Genomic DNA, 17,933 nt, shown 5'->3' with positions numbered 1-17,933 from the left:
GTCATTTTGGGGCGGCAGCCGGCTCCGTCAGGCCCAGCTCGCGCGCGATGCGTTCGTAGTAGCCGCGCACCACCGCATGGTAGCGGGCGTCTTCCAGCAGGAAGGCATCGTGGCCGTGCGGCGCATCGATCTCGGCGTACGTGACGGGGCTGCCGTTCTTGAGCAGCGCCCGCACGATCTCGCGCGAGCGCTCGGGCGGGAAGCGCCAGTCGGTGGAGAAGGACACCAGCAGGAAATCGGACGAGGCCGGCGCCAGCGCACGCGCCAGGTCGCCGCCGGTGTCGCGGGCCGGATCGAAATAGTCCAGCGCGCGCGTGATCAGCAGATAGGTGTTGGCGTCGAAATAGCGCGAGAACTTCTCGCCCTGGTAGCGCAGGTACGACTCGACCTCGAACTCGACGTCGTAGCCGTAGCGGTACGCGCCGTTCTCGGCGGGCTCGCGCTGCGTGCGGCCGAACTTCTCGGCCATGTCGTCGTCGGACAGGTACGTGATGTGGCCAATCATGCGCGCCACCGACAGGCCGCGGCGCGGCACCGTGTTGTGCGCGTAGTAGTCGCCACCGTGGAAATCGGGATCGGTGATGATGGCGCGGCGCGCCACTTCGTTGAAGCCGATGTTCTGCGCCGACAGGCGCGGCGTGCTGGCGATGACCACGCAATGGGCCACGCGCTCGGGACACGTGATGGCCCAGCTCAGCGCCTGCATGCCGCCCAGCGAACCGCCCATCACCGCGGCGAAGCGCTCGATGCCGAAGTGGTCGGCCACGCGGGCTTGCGCATGCACCCAGTCCTCGACCGTCAGCACCGGGAAGGCGGCGCCCCACGGCTGGCCGGTGGCCGGATCGGTGCTGGCCGGCCCGGTGGAGCCGAAGCACGAGCCCAGGTTGTTGACGCCGATGACGAAGAAACGGTCGGTATCCACGGGCTTGCCGGGACCGACCATGTTGTCCCACCAGCCGACGTCCTTGGGATCGCCGGCGGCGATGCCGGCCACGTGATGCGAGGCGTTCAGCGCGTGGCACACCAGCACGGCATTGCTGCGCTCGGCATTCAGCGTGCCGTACGTCTCGATGGCCAGTTCGTAGGACGACAGCGATTGGCCGCTGGCCAGCGGCAGCGGTTCGTCGAAACGCAGGAAGGTAGGGGAAACGACGCCCACCGAGCCGTGATCATCGGCGTGGGACGCGGAGGCGGCAACCGCCTCGCTCGGGTCGAGAGCAAGAAGGGTCATACGGACCTCTTTAGCAGGATTTATAGAGGCGCCCGCAAGCGGATCAGGCAAATCGGCGCCGTTCGAAGCGTGAATTCTAGCACCAGCGCGGCCGGGTCCCTTTCCGCGCTCAGACCAGGGCCGCGTCCTGCCCCAGGTATTCGTAGTGCTCGGTGTTGACGCGCGACACGCGCCATTCCACCGGCTGGCGGCTGTACGAATACGCCACGCGCCGCACTTCCAGCAGCGGCGTGCCCTCTTGCACGCCCAGCCAGGCGGCGTGCTGCAGGTCGGCCAGGCAGGTGCGCAGCCGCTCGTCGGTGGCGATGACGTTCACCCCGAACAGGTCCTGGTAGAAGCTGTACAGCGTGCCCGTGCGCTCGCGCAGCACCCGTTCGGTCAGCCCCGTGAAGCGCACCTCGGGCAGGCAGATGTCGTCGACCTGCACTACGTCGCCGTTCAGGGACAGCACGTTGGAGAACTCGAACACGCTGGCGCCGGCGGCCAGCCCCAGCTTCTCGCGCGCCAGCGCCGTGGCGCGCACGCGCCGGAAGCGCTGCAGCGCGGTGACGGGATAGGACTTGTGGCCGTCCTGCCGCACGACGCGGAAGAACTTGAAGAAGTGCGAGTTGCGGCTGTGCACGGCCACGTACGTGCCGCGCCCCTGCTGGCGCACCAGGATGTTCTCGGCGGCGAGATCGTCGATGGCCTTGCGCAGCGTGCCGATGGAGACGCCGAAGCGCTCGGCCAGCTGCTTCTCGGGCGGAATGGCATCGCCCTGCTTCCATTCGCCCTGCGCCAGGGCGGCCAGCACGGCCTGCTTGACCTGCTCGTAGAGGGGGCTGCCGGGCGGCGCCTCGGGAAGAAAAATCTGGCTCATCTTGGACGGAATGACTGCGATACCTCGGCAGTGTACCGGCTGCGCATGCGCCATCTCAAGTCATTTAAATCATATATATGACCTAGTTGACTTTAGAAATGCCCGCCCATAACATGCGTGCTCCAGCCCGGCCGCGGGACGGCCGTGCGACACCTCAGGAGGAAACGATGATTCACGCCGTATTGCACGACGCCAAGGACACCGTGGCCGTCGTCGTGGTCGAAGGCCTGACCGCGGGCACGGAACTGAACGCCTGGATCATGGACGAGGACCGCGTCATCCAGGTCCGCGCCCGCCAGGACATCCCCATCGGCCACAAGGTGGCGCTGGCCGACATGGCCGTGGGCGACACGATCTACAAGTACGGGGAAGACATCGGCAAGGTGGTGGCGCCCATCCAGGCGGGCCAGCACGCCCACGTGCACAACATCAAGACCAAGCGCTGGTAAACCGCCCCATTACAGGATTCCCCACCATGGCTATCGTCTCCCGCTCCACCACTTTCCACGGCTACCGCCGCGACAACGGCCGCGTCGGCGTGCGCAACCACGTCATCGTGCTGCCCGTGGACGACATCTCCAATGCCGCGGCCGAAGCCGTGGCGAACAACATCAAGGGCACCCTGGCCCTGCCCCATCCCTACGGCCGCCTGCAGTTCGGCGAAGACCTGGAGCTGCACTTCCGCACGCTGATCGGCACGGGCTGCAATCCCAACGTGGCGGCGGTCATCGTCATCGGCATCGAGGAAGGCTGGACCAAGCGCGTGGTCGACGGCATCGCCGCCACCGGCAAGCCCGTGGCCGGCTTCAGCATCGAGCTGCACGGCGACCACGACACCATCATGCGCGCGTCGCGCCAGGCCAAGGAATTCGTGCACTACGCCACCGCCCTGCGCCGGGTCGAGTGCCCCATCTCCGACCTGTGGGTATCCACCAAGTGCGGCGAGTCCGACACCACCTCGGGCTGCGGCGCCAATCCCACCGTGGGCAACGCCTTCGACAAGCTCTACGACCTGGACACCACGCTGGTGTTCGGCGAGACCTCGGAACTGACCGGCGGCGAGCACATCGTGGCCGCGCGCTGTGCCAGCGACGCCGTGCGCGAGCGCTTCATGTTCATGTTCAACCGCTACCAGGACATGATCGACCGCTGGAAGACCAGCGACCTGTCCGAATCGCAGCCCACCAAGGGGAACATCGCCGGCGGCCTGACCACCATCGAGGAGAAGGCCATGGGCAACATCCAGAAGATCGGCAAGAAATGCCGCATCGACGGGGTGATCGACAAGGCCGAGATCCCCACGCACAAGGGCCTGTGGTTCATGGATTCGTCGTCGGCCGCGGCCGAGATGGTCACGCTGTGCGCGGCCTCGGGCTACGCCGTGCACTTCTTCCCCACCGGCCAGGGCAACGTCATCGGCAATCCCATCCTGCCGGTCATCAAGATCTGCGCCAACCCGCGCACGGTGCGCACCATGTCGGAACACATCGACGTGGACACCTCGGGGCTGCTGCAGCGCGAGATCGACCTGGACCAGGCCGGCGACAAGCTGCTGGAATGCATGCTGGCCACGGCCAATGGCCGCTGGACCTCGGCCGAGGCGCTGGGCCACCGCGAGTTCGTGCTGACGCGCCTGTTCGAAAGCGCCTGACCGGCGCCCCGGCATCACCGCGCGGCGCCGTACCGAAGCGACAGACTTCGGACGGCGGCCGCGCACGCCGCAAGACCCGTGCGTCCGCCACACGCGGCGCACGGCAGCAGACCCGGGCGCGGTATCGCCCCGCGGCAGCACAGCGGAGCAGGCCGGCCACAGTCCGGGCATTCCCACACACGAGGAGGAAGGCATGCAACGCAAGAACGATACGCCCGTCGACAACGGGCGACGCCACGTGCTGGCCGCCGGCGCGGCCGCTGGCCTGCTGGGCATCCTGCCCATGGGCAGCAGCCTGGCGCAGGGCAAGTGGCCCGCGCAGCCCATCAACTACGTCGTGCCCTTTCCGCCCGGCGGGCTGACCGACGTGGCCGCGCGCACCGTGGCCAAGGCGCTGAACGAAGCAAAGGGCTGGAACATCGTCATCGAGAACAAGCCGGGCGGCAACGCCAACATCGGCGCGGCCTTCGTGGCGCGCGCGCAAGCCGACGGCTATACGTGGCTGGCCATCACGCTGTCGCACGCGGCCAATGCCACGCTGTTCGAGGGCAAGGCCGGCTACGACCTGTTGAAAGATCTGACGCCGCTGGCCGGACTGGCCTCGTCCACCATGATGGTGGTGGTCAGCGCCAAGAGCCCGATCAAGAGCATGGCCGACCTGCGCCGCGCCGCCGAGGCCGGCAAGCTGACGGCCGCCTCCAGCGGCAACGGCACGCCGCCGCACCTGACGCTGGCGCTCTACCAGAAGCTGACCGGCACCAAAATCATGCACGTGCCCTACAAGGGCGGCGCGCCGTCGCTGACCGACCTGATGGGCGGCCACGTCGACGTGATCTTCTCCAACTATCCCGAATCGCTGGCGCACGTGCAGGCCGGCTCGCTGCGGGCGCTGGCGGTGACCACCAGGCAGCGCAGCCCCGACCTGCCCGACGTGCCCACCGTGAGCGAGGCCGGCATGCCCGAGCTGATCGTGGAGAATTTCACCGGCGTGATGGCGCCCAAGGGCCTGCCGCCCGAGGTCGTCCAGCAGGCGGGCGAAGCCATCGCGGCCGAGATGCGCAAGCCGGCCATGCAGCAGGCCATGGTCAAGCTGGGCTTCATCCCGCAGCCGCGCGGCCCCGCCGAGTTCGGCACGTACCTCACCGCGGAAGTGCAGCGCTGGGGCAAAATCATCAAGGAGGCCGGCATTCAGACCGCCTGAATGCAATGCCCCCGCCCATTCCAGGAACACCGCACATGCTCATCGTCATCTCCGAATTCATGGATGAAGCCGCCGTCCGCGCGCTGTCCGCCCGCTGCACCGTTCGCTACGAGCCCGACCTGGTCGACCGCCGCAACGATCTGCTGGCCGCCTGTGCCGACGCGGACGCGCTGATCGTGCGCAACCGCACGCAGGTCGACGCGGCCGTGCTGGCGGCGGCGCCGCGGCTGCGCGCGGTGGGCCGGCTGGGCGTGGGGCTGGACAACATCGACCTGCCCGGCTGCTCCGCGCGCGACATCCAGGTGCTGCCCGCCACGGGGGCGAACGCCCGCGCCGTGGCCGAATATGTCATCGGCACGCTGCTGTCGCTGCTGCGCGGCGCCTATGCGCACAGCGCCGACGTGGCGAGCGGCAAGTGGCCGCGCAACGCGCTGTCCAACGGCCTGGAGGCCGAGCACCGCACGCTGGGCATCGTCGGTTTCGGCGGCATCGGCCGCCTGACCGCGCGGCTGGCGCAGGGCCTGGACATGAAGGTCGTGGCGCACGACCCCATGCTGGCCGACGATGCGGCGGCATGGCAGGAGACCGGCGTGCGTCCGCTTCCGCTGGACGCACTGCTGGCCGAAAGCGATGCCGTCACGCTGCACCTTCCGCTGACGCCGCAGACCTCGGGCCTGTTCGACGCGGCGCGCCTGGCCCGCATGAAACCGGGCGCCATCCTCATCAACACCGCGCGCGGCGGCATCGTGGACGAGGCCGCGCTGGGCGCCGCCCTGCGCAGCGGCGCGCTGCGCGGCGCCGCCATCGACGTGTTCGACCAGGAGCCGCTGCCGGGCGGCGGGCCCCTGGCCGATGCGCCCAACGTGGTACTGACCCCGCACATCGCGGGCCTGACGCAAGAGGCGAACGTGCGCGTGTCCACCCTGGTGGCGCAGCGCGTGGCCGATGCACTGGGCCTGGTCCTCTGATTTCCGCCGGGCGCGACCCGGCATTCCTGACCGACAGCAGACGGAGTTTTCCATGGCACGTATCGCCATCGATGAATTGCAGCGCCTGGCCACGCGGGCGCTGGCCGCCAGCGGCGCGCAGGCCGACATGGCCGGCAGCACCGCGCGCGCGCTGGTGCGCGCCGACGCGCAGGGCCTGGCCTCGCACGGGGTCTCGCGCGTGCCCTCGTATGCCGCGCACCTGCGCAACGGCCGCGCGGACGGCGCGGCACGGCCGGTGGTGGCGCACGAACGGGGCGCGGCGCTGCTGGTGGACGCGGCCGACGGCCTCGCGTTCCCGGCGTGCGCGCTGGCCGTGCACGAGACCATCGAACGCGCGCGCAAGCTGGGCGTGGCCTTCGCCGGCGTCACCAACAGCCATCACTTCGGCGCGGCGGGGCTGCACCTGGAAGCCGTGGCCGAGGCCGGCATGGTGGGCCTGGCGTTCAGCAATTCGCCCTCGGCCATGCCGGCCTGGGGCGGCAAGCGCGCGCTGTTCGGCACCAACCCCATCGCCGCGGCCTTTCCGCGCCGGGACGGCCCGCCGCTGCTGATCGACCTGTCGCTGTCGGCCGTGGCGCGCGGCAAGCTGATGGTGGCGGCCCGCGACGGCAAGCCCATCCCGGAAGGCTGGGCGCTGGACGACCAGGGCCGTCCCACCACCGATCCCAAGGCCGGCCTGGCGGGCAGCATGCTGCCCGCGGGCGGCGTGAAGGGCGCGATGCTGGCCCTGGTGGTCGAGCTGCTGGTGTGCGCGCTGACGGGCGCGCAGTTCGGTTTCGAGGCGGATTCGTTCTTCACCGACGAGGGCAACCGGCCGCGCATCGGCCAGGCCTTCCTGGTGATCGACCCGGCCGCGCTGGCGGGCCAGGAGGTCTTCCTGGACCGGGTGGAGACGCTGATCGCGGCCATGCTGGAAGACGAGAACGTGCGCCTGCCGGGCGCGCGGCGCGGCGACCTGGCCCGCCATGCGCACGCCGAGGGCATCGAGGTGCCCGATGCCCTGTTGAAGCAGATCCGCGAGCTGGCCGGACAGGCCTGATCCGGCGGGGCGGCTTTCCGTGGATGGCCCATCGCGGGTTGCCTTGCGCGCACGACCTTCCGCGCACGGCCTTTTGCAGACGACCGCGGCCTACGTCATGAACATCAGCAGCAGCGGCGCCAGCGCCAGGAACACCACGGTGGACACCAGCACGGCGCCGGCCGCGGTGTCGCCGAGGTCGGTGTAGCGCTGCGCGTACATGTAGCTGACCACGGCGCACGGCATCGCCATCTGCAGCGCCAGCGCGCCGCCCAGGGCATCCGGCAGGTGCAGCAGCGTCACCACGCCATAGCCCACTGCCAGGCCCAACACCAGGCGCAGTCCGGCCACCACCGCGCCCCCGCGCAGTCCCTTGGACGGGATGATCGCCAGTGCATGCCCCAGGCTGATCAGCATCAGGGGCACCGTGACGGCGCCCAGCATCCGGCCGGTCTCGATGGCCCAGGCGGGCACCGGGATGCCCGCCACGCGCAGGGTCACCGCCGCGACCGCCGCCAGCAGCACCGGGCTGCGCCAGGCCTTGTTCGTGCCGGCATCGGCGATCAGCCGCACGCCCACCGTATGCATCACGAATGAATTGATGGCGAAGAAGGCCACCGCCACCGACAGTCCCGCGTCGCCGAACGCCAGGTGCGAGATCGGCAGGCCCAGGTTGCCGGCATTGGGCATCGAGGCCGTCGGCAGCAGCTTGCGCACCGGCAGGCCGGCCAGTTTCAGGCCGCCCGCGCACAGCAGCGCGCACACGAACATGGCCAGCAGCGAGGCGCCCGCGATGTCGGCCAGCGCGCCGTTGTCCAGCTCGGTGGTCGTGAAGGTATGGAACACCAGGGCCGGGGTGGTCACCGAAGTGACCAGCGTGGTGGCGAACGCGCCGCCGAACGGATGGTTGCGCTTGCCCCAGTACAGGCCGATGCCCACGCAGAACAACAAGGGCATCATCAGCACTACGACAGACCAGTAAAACTGCGCGACCGAAACCATGATTGAGCGATTATTCGAACGGAAATAGCGGCACCAATGCCGCGTGGAATGGTTGCTGGGCATGCCGCGCGAAGGCGGCGATGATGAAGGCATGTACCGACTCTCTTCCTCGCCCCCTTTTGCCGGCGCGCCGCCCGCCCCCGCCGTGCCGCAGAAATCGCTTTCAGGGCGCGAGCGGGCCTGCCTGCATTGGGCGGCCGTGGGCAAGACGAGCTGGGAAACCGCGCTCATACTGGAAGTCAGCGAACACACCGTGAATTTCCACCTGAAGAACGCCTGCCGCAAGCTGGGCGTGCGCACCCGCCGCGCCGCGGTGGTGGCGGCGCTGCGGCTGGGTATGCTGGAACCGCTCACTGATGTACCCGCACCCCATTCATGAATTCGCGGGCGCGCTCGGGCGGCAGCTTGCCTTCGGCGCCAGCGGCCACCGCCTCGATCAGCATGCCGTTGGCCACCCACACCCGGGCCAGCATCCAGCTGCGCGCGCCGGCGTTGACGGCCTCGCCGTGCACCTCGATATCCTGCCCGAACGACGGCAAGGGGTCGGGCGCGTCGGCGCCCAGGTTGGCATACAGCGATTGCATCAGCGCGGCGGCCAGGGCCTGGCTGGCGGCAGCGTCGCCGGCAACCTCGACCGGCAGTGGCGCGTAGCCCACCGCGAACACCGACTGATCGACCTCGGCCGCCGTCAGCGAAAACTTCAGCGTCCTGCCGCCCAGCGCCAGTTCGCGCGATTCGGTCTGCACCCGGGCCGGGAATGCCGCCCGCGCCCGGCCCTCGGCCACGTCCAGCTCGCGCCAGTTGTAGTCCGGCGAGCACGCGGCCAGCAGCCACGCCGTGGCCAGGACAGGCAGGGCTTTCTTCAACATGAAACGAAACAGCGTTGAAATCATGGCTACGTTCGCCCGATGGGCCGTATCCCCCAGGAGACATGGAATTGTCGCCGATTTCCCATACCCCCGCCCCAGACGGCACCCTGCTGGCCAATTACGCCTGGGAACCGGCCGCCGACACGGCGCCGCCGCTGGCCGGCCCGGGCACGCCCAGCATCTACCTGCTGCATGGCCTGAGCGAACATGCCGGACGCTACGACCGGCTGGCCCGGCGGCTGTCCGCGCTGGGATGGCGCGTGGGCATGCACGACCATCGCGGCCACGGCCAATCGCAGGGCGCGCCGGCCACGCTGGCCACCCAGGAAGACCTGGTCCTGGACGCCGCCTCGCAGTTGCGCGCCTGGACAGCCGCCCAGGGCCGCCCGCCCGTGCTGCTGGGCCACAGCCTGGGCGGCCTGGTGGCCGCGCGCATCGCGCTGCAGCGCCGCGCCGACCTGGCGGGGCTGGTGCTGGCCTCGCCGCCCTTCCAGGTGCGGGTGCCCAACTGGACCAAGCCGGCGCTGACCTGGCTGGCCCTGCGCTACCCCGACGTGCGCGTGCCCCACGGCCTGGCGCCGGGCAACACCACGCACGACCGCGCGGTCGTGGCCGCCTTCAAGGCCGATCCCCTGGTCCACCGCTGCATCACGGGCCGCCTGGCGCACTTCATCGAACAGGGCGGGCGCGAATCGCTGCGCGACGCGGACCAGTTGAATTGCCGCACCCTGCTGCTGGTGGCGGGCGCCGACCGCATCGTGGCGGCCCAGGGCAGCCGGCTGTTCGCCAGCCGGGCGCCGGCCGGCCTGGCCACCCTGAAATGGTATGACGGCGCCTGGCACGAGCTCTTCAACGAGCTGCCGGCCGTGGCCGACCAGGTGCATGCCGACCTGGAGCACTGGCTGGCCGGACTGGCCTTCGAAACGGCCCCGGCCATGGCTCCGGAGGCATTGTCCCTTCAGGATGTGGACCTTCCGCAGGCAATCGACGCCGTCACCCCGTAAAATCGGTCGATTGACATCCCCATCCTGTTTATCGTGACTGAGACCACCGCCACACGCCATGCCCGCCTCGAGGCAAACGCCGCCCTGCTCTCGCAGGTCCTGCGCGGCATCGAAAAAGAAGGGCTGCGCGTGGACAGCCGCGGCGCGCTGGCGCTGACGCCCCACCCCGCACGCCTCGGCTCGGCGCTGACCAACGAGCACGTCACCACCGACTATTCCGAGTCGCTGCTCGAACTCATCACCGGCACGCACGACAACGTCGACAGCCTGCTGGCCGAACTGACCGACACCCATCGGCACGTCTACGGCGTGCTGGACGGCGAGTACATCTGGAACCAGTCCATGCCGGCCACCCTGCCGGGCGAGGCCGACATTCCCATCGCCTGGTATGGCACCTCCAATACCGGCATGCTCAAGCACGTCTACCGCCGCGGCCTGGCCGAGCGCTACGGCAAGACCATGCAATGCATCGCCGGGGTGCACTACAACTTCTCGTTGCCCGACGCGCTCTGGGAAGTGCTGTCGCCGCACGAGACAGATCCGGTGCAGCGCCGCTCGCGCGGCTACATCAGCCTGATCCGCAATTTCACGCGCTACTCGTGGCTGCTGATGTACCTGTTCGGCTCGGCGCCCGCGCTGTCGCGCGACTTCATGCGCGGCCAGCCGCACGGCCTGCAGCCGCTGGGCGCCGACACGCTGCACCTGCCGTACGCCACCAGCCTGCGCATGAGCGACCTGGGCTACCAGAACAAGGCGCAGTCGCAGCTCAAGCTCTGCTACAACGACCTCGAAACCTTCCTGGGCCGCCTGTATTCCGCCGTCACGCAGCCCTGGCCGGCCTACCAGGCGCTGGGCACGCACCGCGACGGCGAATGGATCCAGCTCAACACCAACGTGCTGCAGATCGAGAACGAGTACTACTCGAGCATCCGCCCCAAGCGCGCCACCGGCCGCTGCGAGCGGCCCATCACGGCGCTGGCCGAACGCGGCGTGCAGTATGTGGAGGTGCGCTGCCTGGACATCGACCCGACCTCGCCGGTGGGCATCGCGCCCGACACGGCGCGCTTCGTCGATGCCTTCCTGCTGTACTGTGCGGCCTCGGACAGCCCGTTCTTCGGGCCGGACGGCTACTGCCAGCTCAGCGCCGACAACTTCTCGGTAGTGGTCAAGGAAGGCCGCAAGCCGGGCCTGCAACTCAATCGCGACGGCTCGCCCATCGCGCTGGCGCAGTGGGGCGCCGACCTGCTGGACGCCATCGCACCCTATGCCGCGCTGTACGACAAGGCGCTGGGCGGCTCGGCGTATGCCGACGCGCTGCAGCGCCAGCGCGGCAAGCTGGCCGATCCCGAATCGACGCCCTCGGCGCAGCTGCTGCAGGCCCTGCGCGCCTCGGGCGGCTCGTTCCACGACTACTCGCTGCAGCAGAGCCGCCACCACGGCGACGCCCTGCGCGCCCAGCCGCTGCCGGCCGACCGTGCCGCCGAGTTCGAAGCGGACGTGCAACGCTCGCACGACGAGCAACGCAAGCTGGAAGACGGCGACACCGTCGATTTCGAGACGTACGTGGCCAAGTACCACGCGGCCTTGAAGAACCCGCTGCCGCGGGCGGCGTAGCGCTGGTCATGCCCGGCAGGGCGGGAAATGTTCCATTAAGAAGGCATATATGTTACTTATGTTCTGTTAATGGATCGTTGCACGGGTGATCGAGTCCGGCCCCACTTCGGCGGATCTCGCGTGGCGTGCTCCATTAAAGAGTCGTATCATGGCACTGCGATCCATTAATGGAACATAGATAGCAATGACCAAGCCCGCAGCCCGTGCTTATTCCCGATACAGCCTAGAAGCGGCCCGCCTGCTGGGACTGCGAATTCGCACCGCCCGTATCGAGCGCGGAATCACCATCGAGGAGCTGGCGGAACGCGCCGGCGTATCACGCGGACTGGTAACCCGCGCCGAGGCGGGCGATATGGGATGTTCGCTTGGCGTCGTCTTCGAGCTCGCTGCGCTCGTCGGCGTGTCCCTCTTCACGCCCGACCCCGCTTCCATGGCCCTGGCGATCTCGGACGCACAGAAGACCCTCACCCTCCTTCCTCGCGCGGTCCACCCCACCAAGCCGGTCGTGAACGATGACTTCTAGACCCATCGCAAACGAAGCATACGTCTGGATCTGGCTGCCGGGCGCGGTTGAACCCGTTGTCGCGGGAGTGCTCACCCGCAACGCGGATCGATTCATCTTCAACTACGGCCGAAGCTATCTGGAACGGCACGATGCCATCCCGATCTACACGCCGGAACTGCCGCTGCAACGCGGCGCCATTGCGCCCGAGGACGGTCTGGCACTGGCCAGCGCTCTGCGCGACGCCGCCCCCGACGCATGGGGCCGGCGGGTCATTCTCAACCGCCTGACCGGCGCCAAGGGCCGAAACGCGGATCTTGGCACGTTGGATGAACTGACCTATCTGCTCGAATCCGGATCGGACAGGATCGGCGCACTCGATTTCCAGGCATCGCCGACAGACTATGTCCCGCGCGTCGCGCAGGCTGCGTCCCTGGAAGAACTGATGGAAGCAGCGGCCTTGGTCGAAAAAGGGATACCGCTGACACCGGAACTGAGCCAGGCGCTGTTTCACGGAAGCTCGCTGGGAGGAGCACGTCCGAAAGCAATGATCGTGGATGGCGATCGCAAACTAATCGCCAAATTCTCGTCCTCCACAGATACCTACAACGTGGTGAAGGCCGAGTATGTCGCCATGCAATTGGCCCACGCCGTCGGCCTGAACGTCGCCGTGACGCACCTGCTACATACCGCCGGCCGCGATGTCCTGCTGGTTGAGCGCTTCGACCGCCTGAAAGCCGCTGGCGGCTGGCAGCGCACTCCGATGGTTTCCGCGCTGACCCTTTTCGGGCTCGATGAAATGATGGCCCGGTACACCAGCTATGAAGACCTCGCGGACATCATCCGGCAACGCTTCGACGCGCCAAAAGCGACGTTGCGCGAGCTGTTCTGCCGCCTGGTCTTCAACGTCATCAGCGGCAACACCGACGACCATGCACGAAATCATGCGGCATTCTGGAACGGCGATAAGCTGACACTGACGCCTGCCTACGACATCTGCCCGCAAAACCGGACAGGCAACGAGGCGTCGCAAGCCATGTTGATCGCGGGTGAGAACCGGATGAGCAAACTGGCCGTCTGCCTGCAAGCCGCAGTGAAGTTCCTCTTGCCCGAGGCCGAAGCCATGCAGATCATCGTCGATCAACTCGAGACGGTACGCGAACGCTGGGCCGGTGTCTGCAACGATGCTCAGTTGAACGACGTGGATCGCAGGCTGCTCTGGGGCAGGATGTTCTTCAACCCCTTCATTTTTGAAGATGCCCCGCAGGCGATACTGGACCGGGCACGCGCCTGACCGGCATGCGCACGCCTCAGCGATTGCGCTGCCATCCGCTGCCCGTCAGCGACTGAGGCACCGTGCCGCCCGGGGCCACTTCCGGCTGCGTCGTATAGCGCGCCGCCACCTGCCCGTCCGGATAGAAGCGCAAGGTCAGCACCGCGTCGTCCGACGGCCTGCGCGGCAGTTTCAGCGTGGCGGCGAACGGATAGTCCGTCGGCTGCTGCCCGCTCGAACGATCCACATAGCGCCAGCGCACGGGCAGCGGCGCATCGTCCGACGGCGGCGTGTAGCCTTGCTTGAGCACCGTCTGTCCATCGGCCGCGCCCGGCGGCAGATACGCCAGCAGCGCCGCGCCGATCGCGTATTCCACGCCCTGGCCGGTGAAATTGTAGGGATAGACCGTGATCGGCTTCACCTCTGCCTGGGCGGCATTGCGGTCGCCCAGCCAGCGTTGCACGTCGTCCGACCTGGCGGCCAGGCCGGCTACCGCGAACAGCGCCACGATCAGCACCAGCCGCAGAATGCGACGGGCCGGCCCGCGGCGTAAGGGATTTTGCTGCATGAGAGGTCCTTCTCGGATTGCGCGCGCGATGCGCGGCGCGGTCAGGGTGCGCTGGCGGCCAGGCCGGGCGTCCAGCCCGCCGGCACCGTATCGGCTAGCAGGCCGGCCGTGACGTCCACGTCGCTGGCGCCGTCCAGGTAGCGGGCCGCCGCCTTGCCGCCGGGATACAGGCGCAAGGCCAGGCCGGTGGCATCATCGGGCCGCATCAGGCCCGGAAAGTTCGCCACGTACAGCCGCGTCGAGCCCGCCGCCAGATCGGGAGCATAGCGCGCCCAGGCGATGTGCAGGTCCTCGCCATTGGCGGGCGGCGACAGCATGCACGTCGACGGCAGTTGCAAGGCCCGCCGGTTGCCCCGGGACACGTAATCCCAGTGCAGGTCCTGCGGCGCCGCGCCGGGCCGCTCGGGCAATGCATAGCGCACGTCGTGCCACGTCAGGTTCTGCACGAGGCAGCGCACCATGTTCGGCGCCTCGATCTCCTGTTGCAGATGCGAGGTCGAGGTATAGACCGCGATGCCCGCCAGCCCCGCCAGCAGGACCAGGCCGAGGATCGTGCGGCGTGCCAGGCGGCAGGCGGCGCGGCCGTTCATCGCATGCTCCGGTAGCCGGGCGGCTCGGGCTCGGTGCCGTCCAGCATGCGGCGCACCTCGTCGCTGCCAAGGTAGCGCGCGGTGATGCTGCCCTGCGGCTCGAACTTCAGCAGCAGCATGGCGGGATTGTCCGGCCGGGACAGCTGCAGCACGGCGCTGTACGTGTAGTCGTAGTTGATGTCGTCCGGGTTGTCCTCGTAGCGCCACTTCACCATCAATGGCTTGCTGCGCGACAGCGAAGTGTACGAGCAGTTGCGCATCGAGACGTGGCGGCCCTGCCCGGGCGGCACGTAGATCAGCGTGGGCAGTTGCCCTGCCTCGCGGAACTCGAATTGCACGCCTCGGCCGGTGTCATTGGCCGGCACGCACGGAATGGAAACGACCTCGCGGTGGCGGCTGCCCAGCCACGCCGCATACGCGTAGGCCACGATCGACAGGAACAGCGCGCAGATCACGGCCGCGAGCCAGCGGCGCGCCCAGCGCGGCCATCCGATCGGCGCGAGATGGAAGTGCGATGCCATGATGTTCCGGTCCGCTCGGCTGCGACTGCCGGCTATTGCGACAAACGCGCGGACGGTGAACGGAAAAAGCAGCTCGGAGAGAAAGAATGCTCTTTTTCGTGTCGTGCCATGCGGACTTCCGTAATGAGCGGAAGCCCCTTGCCCCGCGTCTCCAGGCGCGCAGGATACCCCAAGATGTATCCGGACCTGGCAGGATAAGTTACATTTTCTTGGGAACTGACGTGCCTGGAAATATCCGCCCAGCCCGGCGAAGGCGGCCATGCTCCAAGACACGCCAAGGCTTTGCGGGGACCCGGGCCGGTTGGGTGCCGGTACGTTAGGTAACGTTTTAGCCGTTACAGCCACACTTGGGACCACAGCCCGAGCATGATCGCCTCGTGGCACGAGACCGGGATCGTGCCATGTACGGTTGTAATAACTACCGTGGGCACGAACACGCTGGATACATATGCTTGCTTATGCGGCTGGCCTCCGAGTCCCCGATACACACACGCCGGCGACGGCGGCATGGCTCAAGGACAGGCCGAAAACTCAGGCCGCGTCCTGTTCCGCATAGCCAAAGGGCCAGCGCCGAGGCTGAGACGGAGCAGGAGCAGGTACGGGAACCTCGTTCATGGAGCACCCCTAGAAGATTGGACGGATGGAATGAGGATAGACCCGAGGCAATCGCATCGTTGTTAATGATCCCCAACAAACTCCGACAAATTCCTCGCGAACCTGACCATTGGTGACAAGCGCGGCGGTCATTTTTACAACGACGGCTGTTTTTTGTCGGAAAGAACGACGCTCGCCGTCCAACAGTGGCTACCGGCGCGCGGCAGGCAAGCCGCAACGGGTCTCCCGTCGATGGTCCGGCAGGCCCCGCAGGGCGTGCATCTTGCAGGATCGCCAGCCGTTTTCTGCGCCTCTTTGCCGGTCCAGCATTCCAGCTGGCTGCCGTCAGCGGTGCCGGCCGAACATTGTTCTTTTTATGTACACACCGACCGATGACACTGAGGGTAACCCCCACTTATTTCTGCGTGAGGCACGATCTATAACAGCATCCTTGTATTTTTTTTGTACTGATAACGGATGAAGATCGCACTGATAGGTTGTGGGGAAGTCGGCCATTGCTATGCCCTGGCCTGGCGCGCGGCGGGCCATTCCATCGCCGGCATAGGCGAATTGCGGCAGGATGCAGCGATGCAGGCGCGTGCACGCGAGCACGGCGCGACGCTGCACGGCACCTTGGGCGGCTGGCTGGCGGAAGCGGATCTCGTCGTTTCCGCGGTGTTCGGCCATGCCGCGCTGGACGTGGCGGCCCAGGCGCTGCCGCACCTGCGCAAGGACGCCGCCTACGCGGACTTCACCACCGCCAGCGCCGGCGACATGCGCCGCGCTGCCCAGCAGGCCGAAGCCTTGGGCGTGCCGTTCACCGACGTGGCCATCATGGGCGCCATCGTGCTGCTGGGCGCCCGCACGCCGTTGCTGTGCGCCGGGGACGGCGCGCAGGCCGTGGCCGAATTCGCGCAGGCCAGCGGCGCTCCCGCGCAGGCCATCGACGGCGAAGCCGGCGATGCCGTCCGGTTGAAGCTGCTGCGCAGCATCATGACCAAGGGCATGGAGAGCCTGGCCGTCGAATGCCTGGTGGCCGCCGAAAGCATGGGCCTGCGGCCCGCGCTGTACGAAGTGCTGTCCGACATGGACAAGACGCCGCTGACTACCTTCATCGATTCGTTCGTGCGATCGCACGTGCTGCACGCGCCACGTCGGCTGGCCGAAGTGCGCGAGGCGCGCGACCAACTGGTCGACGCCGGCCTGCAGCCTCTGGTGCTGGACGGCGTGGAGCGGCTGTTCGCCCGCACCGCGCAAGGCATCCAGGCCGCGCGCGACGCCGGCACGTTCGACGTGCCTGATACCGTCGCCGAACGCCTGGCCTGGCTGACGCCGCTGGCGCGCCAGAACCAGGCGTGATGCAATCACGGTCCCATCAAACCCGTTCGATCCGAATCCCGATCCGGCACGCAGAAGGCCGGACGCATCCATACCTAGTTAGACAGCGAGGAAGACAGTCATGAAATCCCTGAAGCATCTGCTGGCGGCCGCATTGTGCGCCGCCAGTACGGCGGCCTGCGCGGCGGACATGGGCACGGCCCCCATCACCTTCATTTCCCCGTTCCCCCCGGGCGGCGGCACCGATACCCTGACGCGCATGATCAGCGCGGCCATGGGCCAGGACACGCGCTGGAACATCGTGGTGGAAAACAAGCCCGGCGCCGGCGGCAACCTGGCGCTGGACGCCACCGCGCGCGCCAAGCCCGATGGTCATACGCTGGTGATGGCCCAGACTGACAACATCGTGCTGAATCCGTGGCTGTACGAGAAGCTCAGCTACGACACCTTCAAGGACTTCAAGCCGGTGGGCCCGGTAGCCTCGTCGCCCAGCGTGTTCGTGGTGGTGCCCGATTCGCCCTTCAAGACACTGGCAGACGTGGTGAACGCGGCCAAGGCCAAGCCCGGGCAGGTGTCGCTGGGCATTCCGGGCATAGGCGGCAGCGGCGACCTGATCGGCCACCTGTGGCGCAAGGCCGCCGGCATGGAGCTGATGCACGTGCCTTATCGTGGCTGGTCGCAGGCCTTCCCCGACCTGGTCAGCGGCCGCATCGACCTGTATACGGGTTCGGTAGCCTCGCTGCTGCCGCAGATCCGCGGCGGCAAGGTGCGCGCGCTGGCCGTGGTGGCCAACGAGCGCTCGCCCGCCCTGCCCGACGTGCCCACCTTCGTGGAAAGCGGCTTCAAGACCATCAACCAGACCATCTGGTGGGGCCTGATGGCGCCGGGCAAGACGCCGGACGACGTGATCGCCACGCTGAACCAGGCGCTGAACAAGGCACAGGACAACCCCGAGCTGGTGAAGAAACTGGAAGAGGCCGGCTACAGTGTGATGAAGGGTTCGCCCGCCGACCTGGCCAAGCAGCATCGCACCGACCACGAGGTGTTCGGCAAGATCGTCCAGGAAGCCGGCATTCCCAAGCAGTGACCCGGCAACAACGCAACATGCA

At 67.9% G+C, this 17,933-nt stretch carries 19 protein-coding genes and 1 riboswitch; of the genes, 12 read left to right on the top strand and 7 right to left on the bottom strand.

The window, feature by feature from the left end; translation table 11 throughout:
• Position 1 precedes the first annotated feature (1 nt).
• Positions 2-1,231, bottom strand: a complete 1,230-nt coding sequence (locus tag FS845_RS01715) for a homoserine O-acetyltransferase (RefSeq protein ID WP_144630326.1) — start codon at positions 1,229-1,231, stop codon at positions 2-4.
• Positions 1,221-1,300, bottom strand: a riboswitch (SAM riboswitch). It overlaps the preceding gene by 11 nt.
• A 40-nt stretch (positions 1,301-1,340) precedes the next feature.
• Positions 1,341-2,090, bottom strand: coding sequence for a GntR family transcriptional regulator (locus tag FS845_RS01710; protein ID WP_144630324.1), 750 nt, complete (start codon positions 2,088-2,090; stop codon positions 1,341-1,343).
• Positions 2,091-2,257: 167 nt separating this feature from the next.
• Here FS845_RS01710 and FS845_RS01705 point away from each other — a divergent pair, with 167 nt between their 5' ends.
• From FS845_RS01705 to FS845_RS01685, 5 genes are all read left to right on the top strand, one after another.
• Positions 2,258-2,539 carry a UxaA family hydrolase gene (locus tag FS845_RS01705; protein WP_066410709.1) on the top strand — a complete coding sequence of 94 codons (282 nt, stop codon included), beginning with the start codon at positions 2,258-2,260 and terminating at the stop codon, positions 2,537-2,539.
• A gap of 26 nt (positions 2,540-2,565) precedes the next feature.
• Positions 2,566-3,741 carry a UxaA family hydrolase gene (locus FS845_RS01700; RefSeq protein ID WP_144630322.1) on the top strand — a complete coding sequence of 392 codons (1,176 nt, stop codon included), beginning with the start codon at positions 2,566-2,568 and terminating at the stop codon, positions 3,739-3,741.
• Positions 3,742-3,934: 193 nt separating this feature from the next.
• Positions 3,935-4,942 carry a Bug family tripartite tricarboxylate transporter substrate binding protein gene (locus tag FS845_RS01695; RefSeq protein WP_144630320.1) on the top strand — a complete coding sequence of 336 codons (1,008 nt, stop codon included), beginning with the start codon at positions 3,935-3,937 and terminating at the stop codon, positions 4,940-4,942.
• Positions 4,943-4,977: 35 nt separating this feature from the next.
• Positions 4,978-5,910, top strand: coding sequence for a hydroxyacid dehydrogenase (locus tag FS845_RS01690; RefSeq protein ID WP_144630318.1), 933 nt, complete (start codon positions 4,978-4,980; stop codon positions 5,908-5,910).
• A 52-nt stretch (positions 5,911-5,962) separates the two neighbouring features.
• Positions 5,963-6,970 (top strand): Ldh family oxidoreductase, encoded by a 1,008-nt coding sequence (locus tag FS845_RS01685; protein WP_144630316.1) that lies wholly within the window; start codon positions 5,963-5,965, stop codon positions 6,968-6,970.
• 90 nt (positions 6,971-7,060) lie between these two features.
• Here FS845_RS01685 and FS845_RS01680 read toward each other — a convergent pair whose 3' ends face one another.
• Entirely contained in the window at positions 7,061-7,951 is an 891-nt protein-coding gene (locus FS845_RS01680; RefSeq protein WP_144630314.1) for an AEC family transporter, read from the bottom strand.
• A 43-nt stretch (positions 7,952-7,994) separates the two neighbouring features.
• Here FS845_RS01680 and FS845_RS01675 point away from each other — a divergent pair, with 43 nt between their 5' ends.
• Positions 7,995-8,330 (top strand): helix-turn-helix domain-containing protein, encoded by a 336-nt coding sequence (locus FS845_RS01675; RefSeq protein ID WP_260986101.1) that lies wholly within the window; start codon positions 7,995-7,997, stop codon positions 8,328-8,330.
• Here the strand turns inward: FS845_RS01675 and FS845_RS01670 are convergent.
• Positions 8,302-8,844: a hypothetical protein gene (locus FS845_RS01670; RefSeq protein WP_144630312.1), complete on the bottom strand. Its 543-nt coding sequence runs from the start codon at positions 8,842-8,844 to the stop codon at positions 8,302-8,304. The two genes, FS845_RS01675 and FS845_RS01670, sit on opposite strands and share 29 nt — an antisense overlap.
• Positions 8,845-8,888: 44 nt before the next feature.
• Between FS845_RS01670 and FS845_RS01665 the strand changes: the two genes are divergently transcribed.
• The 4 genes from FS845_RS01665 to FS845_RS01650 all read left to right on the top strand — a co-directional run bounded on the left by FS845_RS01665 (position 8,889) and on the right by FS845_RS01650 (position 13,234).
• Positions 8,889-9,824, top strand: a complete 936-nt coding sequence (locus FS845_RS01665) for an alpha/beta hydrolase (RefSeq protein WP_260986100.1) — start codon at positions 8,889-8,891, stop codon at positions 9,822-9,824.
• A 33-nt stretch (positions 9,825-9,857) separates the two neighbouring features.
• A complete protein-coding gene (gshA, locus tag FS845_RS01660; protein ID WP_144630308.1) occupies positions 9,858-11,438 on the top strand; it encodes a glutamate--cysteine ligase in 1,581 nt (526 codons plus the stop codon).
• Positions 11,439-11,622: 184 nt separating this feature from the next.
• Positions 11,623-11,961, top strand: coding sequence for a helix-turn-helix transcriptional regulator (locus tag FS845_RS01655; RefSeq protein ID WP_144630306.1), 339 nt, complete (start codon positions 11,623-11,625; stop codon positions 11,959-11,961).
• Positions 11,951-13,234: a type II toxin-antitoxin system HipA family toxin gene (locus tag FS845_RS01650; protein ID WP_144630304.1), complete on the top strand. Its 1,284-nt coding sequence runs from the start codon at positions 11,951-11,953 to the stop codon at positions 13,232-13,234. The genes FS845_RS01655 and FS845_RS01650 overlap by 11 nt, the downstream gene beginning before the upstream one ends.
• Before the next feature lie 16 nt (positions 13,235-13,250).
• On the opposite strand, the gene FS845_RS01645 is transcribed toward FS845_RS01650, so the two are convergent.
• From FS845_RS01645 to FS845_RS01635, 3 genes are read right to left on the bottom strand one after another with little or no spacing between them, the layout of a single operon-like run.
• Complete coding sequence (locus FS845_RS01645; RefSeq protein ID WP_144630302.1) at positions 13,251-13,781, bottom strand: hypothetical protein; 531 nt, start codon at positions 13,779-13,781, stop codon at positions 13,251-13,253.
• A gap of 41 nt (positions 13,782-13,822) precedes the next feature.
• Positions 13,823-14,371, bottom strand: a complete 549-nt coding sequence (locus tag FS845_RS01640; protein WP_144630300.1) for a hypothetical protein — start codon at positions 14,369-14,371, stop codon at positions 13,823-13,825.
• A complete protein-coding gene (locus FS845_RS01635; protein ID WP_144630298.1) occupies positions 14,368-14,892 on the bottom strand; it encodes a hypothetical protein in 525 nt (174 codons plus the stop codon). The genes FS845_RS01640 and FS845_RS01635 overlap by 4 nt, the downstream gene beginning before the upstream one ends.
• A 1,071-nt stretch (positions 14,893-15,963) precedes the next feature.
• Between FS845_RS01635 and FS845_RS01630 the strand changes: the two genes are divergently transcribed.
• Together FS845_RS01630 and FS845_RS01625 are read left to right on the top strand one after the other, a co-directional pair.
• A complete protein-coding gene (locus FS845_RS01630) occupies positions 15,964-16,845 on the top strand; it encodes an NAD(P)-dependent oxidoreductase (protein WP_144630296.1) in 882 nt (293 codons plus the stop codon).
• A gap of 100 nt (positions 16,846-16,945) precedes the next feature.
• Positions 16,946-17,911 carry a Bug family tripartite tricarboxylate transporter substrate binding protein gene (locus tag FS845_RS01625; RefSeq protein WP_144630294.1) on the top strand — a complete coding sequence of 322 codons (966 nt, stop codon included), beginning with the start codon at positions 16,946-16,948 and terminating at the stop codon, positions 17,909-17,911.
• Positions 17,912-17,933: the final 22 nt, after the last annotated feature.

The organism is Bordetella genomosp. 13, from assembly GCF_007679965.1.
GTDB lineage: Bacteria > Pseudomonadota > Gammaproteobacteria > Burkholderiales > Burkholderiaceae_B > Bordetella.
Note: the sequence above shows the minus strand (reverse complement) of the source record. Positions and strands in the feature narration are given on the sequence as shown.

Excerpts from the sequence above, each read along its gene's own strand:
- FS845_RS01715 (WP_144630326.1), bottom strand. The coding sequence starts at position 1,231 with ATGACCCTTCTTGCTCTCGACCCGAGCGAGGCGGTTGCCGCCTCCGCG.
- FS845_RS01710 (WP_144630324.1), bottom strand. The coding sequence starts at position 2,090 with ATGAGCCAGATTTTTCTTCCCGAGGCGCCGCCCGGCAGCCCCCTCTAC.
- FS845_RS01705 (WP_066410709.1), top strand. The coding sequence starts at position 2,258 with ATGATTCACGCCGTATTGCACGACGCCAAGGACACCGTGGCCGTCGTC.
- FS845_RS01700 (WP_144630322.1), top strand. The coding sequence starts at position 2,566 with ATGGCTATCGTCTCCCGCTCCACCACTTTCCACGGCTACCGCCGCGAC.
- FS845_RS01695 (WP_144630320.1), top strand. The coding sequence starts at position 3,935 with ATGCAACGCAAGAACGATACGCCCGTCGACAACGGGCGACGCCACGTG.
- FS845_RS01690 (WP_144630318.1), top strand. The coding sequence starts at position 4,978 with ATGCTCATCGTCATCTCCGAATTCATGGATGAAGCCGCCGTCCGCGCG.
- FS845_RS01685 (WP_144630316.1), top strand. The coding sequence starts at position 5,963 with ATGGCACGTATCGCCATCGATGAATTGCAGCGCCTGGCCACGCGGGCG.
- FS845_RS01680 (WP_144630314.1), bottom strand. The coding sequence starts at position 7,951 with ATGGTTTCGGTCGCGCAGTTTTACTGGTCTGTCGTAGTGCTGATGATG.
- FS845_RS01670 (WP_144630312.1), bottom strand. The coding sequence starts at position 8,844 with ATGATTTCAACGCTGTTTCGTTTCATGTTGAAGAAAGCCCTGCCTGTC.
- FS845_RS01655 (WP_144630306.1), top strand. The coding sequence starts at position 11,623 with ATGACCAAGCCCGCAGCCCGTGCTTATTCCCGATACAGCCTAGAAGCG.
- FS845_RS01650 (WP_144630304.1), top strand. The coding sequence starts at position 11,951 with ATGACTTCTAGACCCATCGCAAACGAAGCATACGTCTGGATCTGGCTG.
- FS845_RS01645 (WP_144630302.1), bottom strand. The coding sequence starts at position 13,781 with ATGCAGCAAAATCCCTTACGCCGCGGGCCGGCCCGTCGCATTCTGCGG.
- FS845_RS01640 (WP_144630300.1), bottom strand. The coding sequence starts at position 14,371 with ATGAACGGCCGCGCCGCCTGCCGCCTGGCACGCCGCACGATCCTCGGC.
- FS845_RS01635 (WP_144630298.1), bottom strand. The coding sequence starts at position 14,892 with ATGGCATCGCACTTCCATCTCGCGCCGATCGGATGGCCGCGCTGGGCG.
- FS845_RS01630 (WP_144630296.1), top strand. The coding sequence starts at position 15,964 with ATGAAGATCGCACTGATAGGTTGTGGGGAAGTCGGCCATTGCTATGCC.
- FS845_RS01625 (WP_144630294.1), top strand. The coding sequence starts at position 16,946 with ATGAAATCCCTGAAGCATCTGCTGGCGGCCGCATTGTGCGCCGCCAGT.